The 10,224-nt window shown below is 63.9% G+C and carries 9 protein-coding genes; 5 read left to right on the forward strand and 4 right to left on the reverse strand.

The features are described 5' to 3' along the window. From FY112_RS04830 to FY112_RS04845, 4 genes are all read right to left on the reverse strand, one after another. On the reverse strand, positions 1-817 hold an 817-nt coding region (locus FY112_RS04830; RefSeq protein ID WP_151517848.1), incomplete at its 3' end, for a thiamine pyrophosphate-dependent enzyme. A gap of 64 nt (positions 818-881) precedes the next feature. After that, on the reverse strand, positions 882-2,009 hold the full coding sequence (locus tag FY112_RS04835; RefSeq protein ID WP_151517849.1) for an acyl-CoA dehydrogenase family protein: 1,128 nt from the start codon (positions 2,007-2,009) through the stop codon (positions 882-884). Further along, positions 2,006-3,214, reverse strand: a complete 1,209-nt coding sequence (locus FY112_RS04840; protein WP_151517850.1) for an acetyl-CoA C-acyltransferase — start codon at positions 3,212-3,214, stop codon at positions 2,006-2,008. Before FY112_RS04840 ends, FY112_RS04835 begins: the two co-directional genes overlap by 4 nt. 23 nt (positions 3,215-3,237) lie before the next feature. Beyond that, entirely contained in the window at positions 3,238-4,005 is a 768-nt protein-coding gene (locus FY112_RS04845; protein ID WP_151517851.1) for a 3-hydroxyacyl-CoA dehydrogenase, read from the reverse strand. Between the two features lie 82 nt (positions 4,006-4,087). Between FY112_RS04845 and FY112_RS04850 the strand changes: the two genes are divergently transcribed. From FY112_RS04850 to FY112_RS04870, 5 genes are all read left to right on the forward strand, one after another. Next, positions 4,088-5,173 carry an AraC family transcriptional regulator gene (locus FY112_RS04850; protein ID WP_151517852.1) on the forward strand — a complete coding sequence of 362 codons (1,086 nt, stop codon included), beginning with the start codon at positions 4,088-4,090 and terminating at the stop codon, positions 5,171-5,173. 43 nt (positions 5,174-5,216) lie between these two features. Continuing rightward, the gene (locus FY112_RS04855) at positions 5,217-6,362 is read left to right on the forward strand and encodes an isovaleryl-CoA dehydrogenase (RefSeq protein WP_151517853.1); all 1,146 of its coding nucleotides are present in this window, start codon (positions 5,217-5,219) and stop codon (positions 6,360-6,362) included. Further along, positions 6,359-7,969: a carboxyl transferase domain-containing protein gene (locus FY112_RS04860; protein ID WP_151517854.1), complete on the forward strand. Its 1,611-nt coding sequence runs from the start codon at positions 6,359-6,361 to the stop codon at positions 7,967-7,969. The genes FY112_RS04855 and FY112_RS04860 overlap by 4 nt, the downstream gene beginning before the upstream one ends. Before the next feature lie 7 nt (positions 7,970-7,976). Continuing rightward, complete coding sequence (locus tag FY112_RS04865; RefSeq protein WP_151517855.1) at positions 7,977-9,842, forward strand: acetyl/propionyl/methylcrotonyl-CoA carboxylase subunit alpha; 1,866 nt, start codon at positions 7,977-7,979, stop codon at positions 9,840-9,842. After that, a partial coding sequence (locus FY112_RS04870) for a MaoC family dehydratase (protein WP_151517856.1) occupies positions 9,842-10,224 on the forward strand: 383 nt, incomplete at its 3' end. The genes FY112_RS04865 and FY112_RS04870, both read left to right, overlap by 1 nt.

A 10,224-nucleotide genomic window follows, 5' to 3' on the forward strand; every position in this document is an offset into this window, starting at 1 on the left:
GCAGCGCCGGAACGCCGAAGCCGAGGCCGCGCGCCGCGAAGGTGCCGGAGCCGCCGCGGGCGATGCCCTGAAAAGTGGAGATCGCCCACTGATTGTTGACGATGTTGAGGATGACCGGCGCCTTATAGGTCGAGGCGAAAACGAGCGCCGAGTGGAAATCCGATTCCGCTGTCGATCCGTCGCCGATCCAGGCCGCGGCAATGCGGCTGTCGTTCTTGATCGCCGAGGCCATCGCCCAGCCGACAGCCTGCACATATTGGGTAGCGAGATTGCCCGAGATGGTGAAGAAGCCGTGCTCCTTGGAGGAATACATGATCGGCAGTTGCCGGCCGCGCAGGGGATCGCTCTCGTTCGAGTAGATCTGGTTCATCATCTCGACCATCGGATAGTCGTCGGCAATCAGCAGGCCTGCCTGGCGATAGGTCGGGAAATTCATGTCTCCCTTCTCGAGCGCCTTGCGGAAGGCACAGCTGACGGCTTCTTCGCCGAGATGCTGCATGTAGAAGGAGGTCTTGCCCTGCCGCTGCGCCATCAGCATGCGGGCGTCGAAGGCGCGCAGTTTCATCATGTCGCGAAGCCCGGTCAGCAACGCCTCATCGGAAAGCGATCCAGCCCAGGGACCGACCGCCTCACCCTCGCGGTTCAAAACGCGGATGATGGAATAGGCAAGATCACGGATATCTTCGGATGCGACATCCACCTCCGGCCGCGGTACCGAACCGGCCTTGGCAATCTTGACGTTGGAAAAATCGGGCTGACCGCCGGGGCGAACGGCGGGTTCGGGGACATGCAGGCTCAAACGAGCGGAATCCACCATGCTTTTTCTTTCCTCCCTTTGCCGGCCTGCTCCCCTCCTCCGGAAGCAGGGCCGGCTGTGGTTCTTATAGATTGCGGGCGATCACCATGCGCTGCACGTCGCTCGTTCCTTCATAGATCTGGCAGATGCGCACATCGCGGTAGATGCGCTCGACCGGAAAATCGGCCATGTAGCCATAACCTCCATGGATCTGGATCGCGTCGGAACAGACGCGCTCGGCCATCTCGGAGGCAAAGAGCTTCGCCATCGAGGCTTCCGACAGGCAGGGCAGTCCGGCTTCCCTGAGGGAGGCGGCGTGAAAGACGAGCTGCCGCGCCGCCTCGATCCGCACCGCCATATCGGCAAGGCGGAAGGCAACGGCCTGATGCTCGACGATCGGCTTGCCGAAGGCGATGCGCTCGCGGGCATAGTCACGCGCCGCCTCGAAGGCCGCCCGCGCCATGCCGACGGCCTGTGCCGCGATGCCGATCCGTCCGCCCTCGAGATTGGCGAGCGCGATGCGATAGCCCTCGCCTTCCGCACCGAGCCTGAGTTCTGCCGGAATGCGCATGCTGTTGAAGGCGATCTGGCAGGTATCGGAGGAATGCAGCCCAAGCTTTTCCTCAACACGGATCACCTCGTAGCCCGGCGTATCCGTCGGCACGATAAAGGCGGTGATGCCCTTCTTGCCGACATCGGGATCGGTGACGGCAAAGACGATGATAATATCGCCGTTCTTTCCCGAGGTGATGAATTGCTTGGAGCCGTCAAGCACGTAGTGGTCACTGTTGCGCCGCGCCCGGGTCTTCAGGTTCGAGGCATCGGAACCGGCCTGCGGCTCGGTCAGCGCAAAGCCGCCAATCCATTCGCCGCTGGCCAGTTTCGGCAGGAAGCGCTGCCGCTGCTCCTCGGTACCGAATTTCAGGATCGGCACACAGCCGACGGAGCTATGCACGCTCATGATCGTCGAACACGGTCCGTCGCCCGCGGCAATCTCCTCCAGCGCCGCCGCATAAGCAATCACACCGGTATCCGACCCGCCATAGGCCTCCGGCACCAGCATGCTGAGCAGCCCGAGCTCACCCATCTCCTTCAGTTCCTCGCGCGGGAAGAGATGCTCCCGGTCGCGTTTGGCCGCCCCCGGCGCCAGCCGGTCGCGGGCAAAGTCGCGGGCGAGATCTGAGATTTGCTGCTGAAGGTCGGAAAGGATCATCTGTTCCGCCCTCCCCGCTCTTGCCGCTCGATGGCGACAGCCGTGGCCTCGCCGCCGCCGATGCAGAGCGCGGCCATGCCGCGCTTCAGGTCGTATCGGTCCAGGGCGGCAAGCAGCGTCACCAGAATCCGCGCGCCCGAGGCGCCGATCGGATGGCCGAGCGCGCAGGCGCCCCCATGCACGTTGACCTTTTCATGCGGCAAGTTGAGATCACGCATCGCCGCCATTGCGACGACGGCGAAAGCCTCGTTGATTTCAAACAGATCGACCTCCGACAGCGACAGACCGGTGCGATCGGACAGCTTCTGCAGCGCGCCGATCGGCGCGGTGGCAAAAAGATTGGGCGCCTGCGAATGCGTGGCATGGCCGAGGATCGTCGCCAGCGGCCTGAGGCCGCGGCGCTCCGCCTCGGAACGGCGCATCAGCACAAGGGCTGCCGCACCATCGGAGATCGAGCTGGAATTGGCGGCGGTCACCGTTCCGCCGTCGCGGAAGGCGGGCTTCAGCGTCGGGATCTTGTCAAGCTTCGCCTTGCCGGGTTGTTCATCTCGGCTCGCCACCTGCTCGGCTTTGCCCGATTTCATCGTAACCGGCGCGATCTCGCTGTCGAAACAGCCTTCGGCAATCGCCTTCTGCGCCCGCGTCAGCGAGGCGATCGCGTAGTTGTCCTGCGCCTCGCGCGTGAACTGATAGGCCTCGGCGCAATCCTCCGCGAAGCTGCCCATCAAGCGCCCCTTGTCATAAGCATCCTCCAGCCCGTCGAGGAACATGTGATCCACGACACGCCCATGGCCGAGCCTGTAGCCGCCACGGGCCTTGTCAAGGAGATAGGGCGCATTGGTCATGCTTTCCATGCCGCCCGCGACCGCCACGGAGGCGCTGCCAGCGGCGATCAGGTCATGGGCCATCATCACCGCCTTCATGCCCGAGCCGCACATCTTGTTGACGGTGCTGGCCGCGGTCGCGAAAGGCAGGCCGGCATGGATCGCCGCCTGGCGCGCCGGCGCCTGTCCCTGCCCCGCCGGCAGTACACAGCCGAAGACGACCTCCTCGATCGCCTCGGCCTCGACGCGGCTCCGCTGCAGTGCCGCGCGGATCGCGGTTGCTCCGAGTTCCGGCGCAGTCGCCTCCTTCAGCTCTCCTTGAAAGCTGCCGATCGGGGTGCGCGCTGCACCGACGATAACGATGGGGTCTTGCAAAACCATCTTTCCTCCTTCGGGCAACGCGCTCAGCGCGCGCCCATCCGCAATGCGCCGTCGAGGCGGATGACCTCGCCGTTCAGCATGTTGTTTTCAAAGATATGACGCACCAGCCCGGCAAATTCCGCCGGACGGCCGAGCCGCGGCGGAAAAGGCACGCTCTTGCCGAGTGCTGTCTGAACCTCGGCCGGCATATCAGCCATCATCGGCGTCTCGAAAATGCCGGGCGCGATCGACACGACGCGAATGCCATGACGGGCAAGCTCGCGGGCGATCGGCAAGGTCATCGCCGCCACCCCGCCCTTGGAGGCGGCATAGGCTGCTTGGCCGATCTGGCCGTCGAAGGCGGCAACCGAGGCCGTATTGACGATGACGCCGCGTTCGCCTTCGGCATCCGGCTCGGTCTTCTGGATTGCTGCGGCGGCCAGCCGGACCATGTTGAACGTGCCGATGAGATTGATGCCGACCGTGCGCGCAAAACTCTCCAGCCGGTGCGGTCCGTCGCGGCCGATCACCTTTTCGGCCGGCGCCACGCCCGCGCAATTCACCAAACCGCGCAGGCTGCCAAAGGCTTCGACGGCAGCGCGAACCACCGCCGCCCCCTCCTCGCCATCGGTCACATCGGCCTTGACGAAACAGGCATCGCTTCCGAATTCCCGGGCAATCTCTTCGCCCGCTTGCCTATTGAGATCGGCGATCGTCACGCGCCCGCCGGCCTCTACAAGCGCGCGCACTGTTGCCGCACCCAAGCCGGAGCCGCCGCCGGTCACGATGAAACTTGCTCCACGGATCAGCATGAATCTCTTCCTCCCTGCCGACCGCGCCCCCTCCAAGCGCAACCGACGGATACGATTCTATTCGCTCCACCTATTGCAAGCGATGACAGAACTGCTCCATTATTTCGGCCAGTTTTGCCATAGCGAGGATAGAATGGCCGAGATCGAGCGACGCATGATCGCGCCGGGCTTCGTGGAGGAGGCACTCGACAGCCTGCGGCGGCTCGGCAAGCCGACGGCGTCGATCCTCGCCCGCGTCGGCCTGGCATCCCCGGTCGATCAGCCGGTTTCGGCAGAGACCTATGGCGCGCTCTGGCTGGCGATCGCTGCCGAGCTCGACGATGAATTCTTCGGCATGGGCGCACGGCCGATGCGCAGCGGCAGTTTCACGCTGCTCTGCCACTCTGTGCTGCATGCGCCGACGCTGGGTCAGGCGCTCCGCCGGGCGCTGCGCTTCCTCGATGTCGTGCTCGACGATCCCCGGGGACGGCTCGTCATCCGCGACGGTCTGGCCGAGATCGAACTCAGCGATGCCGGCGGCCCGCGTTCGGCCTTCGCCTACCGCACCTACTGGATCATCCTGCACGGCATCATCTGCTGGCTGGTCGGCCGGCGCATTCCGATCCGCCTCGTCGATTTCCGCTGTGCGGAACCCAAACAAGGCGCCGACTATCGGCTCTTCTTCGGCGCCCCTGTGCGCTTCTCGCAAGCCATCAGCCGGCTCGGCTTCGACAGCGCCTTGCTGGATCTGCCGGTGACGCGCAGCGAACAGGCGCTAAAACAGTTCCTGCGCGGCGCGCCCGCCAATATTCTGGTGCGCTACCGCTATGATGCCGGCATCGCCGCCGCCGTCCGCCGGCGCTTGAACCAGGCAACGCCTGCCATGTGGCGGAGTTTTGCCGAGCTTGCCGCCGATATGCGCATGCCGCCCTCCACGCTCCGCCACCGTCTGCATGACGAGGGACAAAGTTATGCCGCCATCAAGGATGACATCCGTCGCGACCTCGCCGTCGAACTGCTGCTGAACACGCCGAAGACCATCGGCGAGATTGCCGTGCAGCTCGGCTATTCCGAGCCGAGCGCATTCTTCCGGGCCTTCCGGAAATGGATGGATAAGAGTCCCGAAACCTTTCGCCGGGAGGAAGCTCTCTTGCAATTTGGATGGCCGTCACAATCAAGGGCACTTTGACCCCGCCGCAACCCGCGCTACATATTTCAGCGGGAGGAGTGCCATGTTTGATTTTTCGCTCGGCGAAACCGCGGACGCGATCCGTGAAACGACGGCGCGGTTTGCCGCCGATCATATTGCTCCACTGGCTGTGGAGATCGACGAAAGCAACACGTTTCCACGCCAGCTCTGGCCCGAGATGGGTGCGCTCGGCCTGCATGGGATCACCGTCGAGGAAGAATTCGGTGGCGCCGGTCTTGGTTATCTCGATCATGTCGTCGCCATGGAGGAAGTTTCGCGCGCCTCGGCCTCCGTGGGGCTCAGTTACGGCGCCCATTCCAATCTCTGCGTCAACCAGATCCGCCGCTGGGCCTCGCCGGAACAAAAGCGCCGCTATCTGCCGAAGCTGATCTCCGGCGAACATGTCGGCTCGCTCGCCATGTCGGAGGTCGGCGCCGGTTCCGATGTCGTCTCCATGCGGTTGCGCGCCGAGAAAAAAGGCGATCGCTATATTCTGAACGGCACCAAGTTCTGGATCACCAATGCACCGCATGCCGACGTGCTGGTCGTTTATGCCAAAACCGATCCCGCAGCCGGCCCGAAAGGCATTTCCGCCTTGATCATCGAAAAAGGTCTGCCCGGCTTCAGCGTCTCCAGGAAGCTTTCTAAACTCGGCATGCGCGGCAGCGATACGGCCGAACTGGTCTTCGAGGATTGCGCGGTGCCGGCCGAGGCGCTGATGGGCCGGGAGGGAGAAGGCGTGAAGATCCTGATGTCCGGCCTCGATTACGAGCGCGCCGTGCTTGCCGGCGGGCCGCTTGGCATCATGCAGGCCTGCCTCGATGTCGTGCTGCCCTATGTGCGCGATCGCAAGCAGTTCGGCAAAGCGATCGGTGATTTCCAGCTGATGCAGGGCAAGATCGCCGACATGTATGTGGCGCTGAATTCGGCGCGTGCCTATGTCTATTCCGTCGCCCGCGCCTGCGATGCCGGCTGCACGACGCGGACGGATGCAGCTGCTGCGATCCTCTTTGCCAGCGAAAATGCCGTGAAGGTCTCGCTGGAAGCGATCCAGGCGCTCGGCGGCGCCGGCTATACCAAGGAATGGCCGGTCGAACGCTTTTTGCGCGACGCCAAGCTCTACGATATCGGCGCTGGTACCAATGAGATCCGCCGCTACCTGATCGGCCGGGAGCTCATTGCGTCATGACAGTGATTTCGACTGCGATCGACCGCGACAGCGAGAGCTTCAAGGCCAATGTCAGCAAGAACAAAGCCCTGATCGACGAACTCCACAATCGTTCGGCGAAAGCGCGCGAAGGCGGATCACAAACTGCGCGCGAGCGCCATACCGGCAAGGGCAAGCTCTTGCCGCGCGATCGCATCCAGCTGCTCATCGATGCCGGCAGCCCGTTCCTGGAGATCGGCACACTGGCGGCCAACGGCATGTATGATGACGAGGCGCCCGGCGCCGGCATCATATCAGGCATCGGCCGCGTTGCCGGCCGCGAGGTGATGATCGTCGCCAATGACGCGACGGTGAAGGGCGGCGCCTATTTCCCGATGACGGTGAAGAAACATCTGCGGGCGCAGGAGATCGCCCTGCAGAACCGGCTGCCCTGTCTCTATCTGGTCGATAGCGGCGGTGCCAACCTTCCGCATCAGGCCGAAGTCTTTCCCGACCGCGACCATTTCGGCGCGATCTTCTACAACCAGGCGCAAATGTCGGCCGAGGGAATCCCACAGATCGCCTGCGTGATGGGAAGCTGCACCGCCGGTGGCGCCTATGTGCCCGCCATGTCCGACGAAACGGTCATCGTGCGCAATCAGGGCACGATCTTCCTTGCTGGCCCGCCGCTGGTGAAGGCAGCGACCGGCGAGATCATTTCGGCCGAAGAGCTCGGCGGCTCCGAAACCCACGGCCGCCGCTCCGGCGTCGTCGATCATGTGGCCGAGAACGACGAACATGCGCTGCTGCTCGTTCGCGATATCGCAGCCACCCTCAACAGTGTGAAATCAGTCGATATCGACCTGCAGCCGCCACGGCCGCCGAAACTCGATGCCGAGGATCTCTGCGGCCTCATCCCGGAGGATGTGCGCTCGCCCTATGATGTGCGCGAGGTCATCGGCCGGATCGTCGATGGCTCGGAACTGCATGAGTTCAAGCCGCTCTACGGCGCCACGTTGGTCTGCGGCTTCGCCCGCATCTGGGGCATGCCCGTCGCCGTCATCGCCAATAACGGCGTACTGTTTTCCGAAAGCGCGCTGAAGGGGGCGCATTTCATCGAGCTCGCCTGCCAGCGCCGCGTACCTTTGCTGTTTCTGCAGAATATTTCCGGCTTCATGGTTGGCGGCCGCTATGAGGCCGGCGGCATCGCCAAGGATGGGGCAAAGCTGGTGACGGCGGTTGCGACCGCGAGCGTGCCGAAGGTCACGGTCATCATCGGCGGCAGCTTCGGCGCCGGCAATTACGGCATGTGCGGCCGCGCCTATCGCCCGCGCTTCCTCTTCACCTGGCCGAACAGCCGCATCAGCGTGATGGGCGGCGAACAGGCGGCCTCGGTGCTCGCCACCATCCGCCGGGACTCCATGGAGGCGCGCGGTGAGAATTGGGCTATTGAAGAGGAGGAAGCCTTCAAGGCGCCGATCCGCGCCGGCTATGAGGCCGAGGGCAATCCCTATTATGCCACGGCCCGCCTCTGGGACGACGGCATCATCGATCCGCGCCAGACCCGGGATGTGCTGGGCCTTGCCTTTTCCGCCTGCCTGAATGCGCCGATCCCGAAAGGGCCGCGCTTCGGCCTGTTCAGGATGTGAGGCGCCGATGATGGAAAGTCTTCTCATTGCCAACAGGGGCGAAATCGCCCGCCGCATCATCCGCACGGCCAAGATGCTCGGCATCCGCAGCATCGCCGTCTATTCCGAGGCTGATGCCGGCCTGCCCTTCGTCAGGGAGGCAGACGAGGCGATCGCCATCGGTCCCTCGCCGGCCCGCGAGAGCTATCTCTCTCAGACCCGCATCCTCGATGCCGCCCGGAAAACCGGCGCTGCTGCGATCCATCCCGGCTACGGTTTCCTTTCGGAAAATGCCGAATTTGCCGAAGCGGTGGAAAAGGCCGGCGTCATCTGGGTCGGCGCACCCCCGGCTGCCATCCGCGCCATGGGCCTCAAGGACGCGGCGAAGGAATTGATGCAGGCATCAGGCGTGCCCGTGACCCCCGGCTATATGGGCGCGGACCAGAGCGAAGAGAGGCTGGCGGCCGAGGCGGAAAACATCGGTTATCCCGTGCTCATCAAGGCGGTCGCCGGCGGCGGCGGCAAGGGAATGCGCCGCGTCGACCGGCGTGAGGATTTTGCCGAGCTTCTCACATCCTGCCGCCGCGAAGCGGCCTCCTCCTTCGGCGATGACCGGGTGCTGATCGAACGTTACATCAGCAATCCGCGCCATATCGAAGTGCAGGTCTTCGCCGACAGGTTCGGCAATTGCGTGCATCTCTTCGAACGCGACTGCTCGCTGCAACGCCGACACCAGAAGGTGATCGAGGAAGCCCCTGCCCCGGGCCTCGATGCCGCGACGCGCGCGGCGATCTGCGACGCTGCAGTGAAGGCTGCAAAGGCAGTGAACTATGTCGGCGCGGGCACCATCGAATTCATTGCCGATGCCTCGGAGGGCCTGCGCGGGGATCGCATCTGGTTCATGGAGATGAATACGCGGCTGCAGGTGGAGCACCCCGTCACGGAGGCGATTACTGGCGAGGATCTGGTACTCTGGCAGCTGAAGGTCGCTAGCGGCGAGCCCATGCCGAAAATGCAGGATGAGATCGCCATGAACGGCTGGGCGCTCGAAGCCCGGCTCTATGCCGAAAATCCTGCCGCCGGCTATCTGCCCTCGACGGGCCGGCTCGAACATCTGCGCCTGCCTGACACAATCCGCGTCGATAGCGGCGTCGAGCAAGGGGATGACATCACCGCCTTCTATGACCCGATGATCGCCAAGATCGTCGCCCACGGGCCGAACCGCGAGGCCGCACTTTCGAAGCTCGCAGCCGCCTGCGCCGGCATCGAGGTCTGGCCGGTCAGATCCAATGCCGGCCTTCTCGCCCGCGTCGCCGTCGATCCGGATTTTCGCGCAGCTCGGATCGATACCGGCTTTCTCGACCGCCATGACGACAGGCTTGTGGCGACGGAGCCGAACGAAACCGCAATCGATAGGGCGGCCACGGCGCTTTTAAAGAACACCGATAGTGATCCCTGGACCGCGCTGGCCGGGTTCCGCATCGCCGGCGCGGATGACAAGAGGGTGCGCATCCGGATCGGTGATCAGCTCCATTGGGGGCAATCACGTCCGGAGCTTGAGGCAAATATCACCACGATCGGTGAAACCACGGTGCTTTTCGACGCCGGCAATGCCTGGCTGATCAGCCTGCCGGTCGCAAGCGAAGTCGAGGCAAGTCAGGGTGCCGGCGATGGCGCGATCCTTTCGCCCATGCCCGGCCTCGTCATTTCGGTGGATGTCGCCGACGGCGATCGTGTCGCCAAGGGGGACCGCCTGCTGACGGTCGAAGCGATGAAGATGGAGCATTCGTTACGCGCGCCCTTCGACGGCATCGTCGAAAAGCTGCAGGTCTCCTCGGGGATCAGGGTCTCGGAAAACCAGCTGGTCGTCAGCATTGTGAAGGAGCAGGATTGATGGCCGGCCGTTATTTCGACGAGTGGACGGTCGGTGACCGCATCGCCCACGACATCCGTCGCACGGTCACCGAGACCGACAATCTGCTGTTCACGACGCTCTCCCACAATCCGCAGCCGCTGCATCTCGATGCCGATTATGCCGCCGGCACCGAATTCGGCCGGATCGTCGTCAACGGCACCTTCACCTTTGCGCTCACCGTCGGCCTTTCGGTCGGCGACACCACGCTCGGCACGCTCGTCGCCAATCTCGGCTATGACAAGGTGACGATGCCAAAGCCGGTCTTCATCGGCGATACGCTGCGGGTGGAAACCGAGGTGATGGAGTTGCGTCGCTCGAACTCCCGCCCCGATGCCGGCATCGTCACCTTCCAACACATGAC

The sequence above is a fragment of the Rhizobium sp. PEPV16 genome (assembly GCF_008919455.1).
Lineage (GTDB): Bacteria > Pseudomonadota > Alphaproteobacteria > Rhizobiales > Rhizobiaceae > Rhizobium > Rhizobium leguminosarum_Q.

Coding starts and splice junctions, on each gene's coding strand:
- FY112_RS04835 (WP_151517849.1), bottom strand. CDS start 2,009: ATGATCCTTTCCGACCTTCAGCAGCAAATCTCAGATCTCGCCCGCGAC.
- FY112_RS04840 (WP_151517850.1), bottom strand. CDS start 3,214: ATGGTTTTGCAAGACCCCATCGTTATCGTCGGTGCAGCGCGCACCCCG.
- FY112_RS04845 (WP_151517851.1), bottom strand. CDS start 4,005: ATGCTGATCCGTGGAGCAAGTTTCATCGTGACCGGCGGCGGCTCCGGC.
- FY112_RS04850 (WP_151517852.1), top strand. CDS start 4,088: ATGACAGAACTGCTCCATTATTTCGGCCAGTTTTGCCATAGCGAGGAT.
- FY112_RS04855 (WP_151517853.1), top strand. CDS start 5,217: ATGTTTGATTTTTCGCTCGGCGAAACCGCGGACGCGATCCGTGAAACG.
- FY112_RS04860 (WP_151517854.1), top strand. CDS start 6,359: ATGACAGTGATTTCGACTGCGATCGACCGCGACAGCGAGAGCTTCAAG.
- FY112_RS04865 (WP_151517855.1), top strand. CDS start 7,977: ATGATGGAAAGTCTTCTCATTGCCAACAGGGGCGAAATCGCCCGCCGC.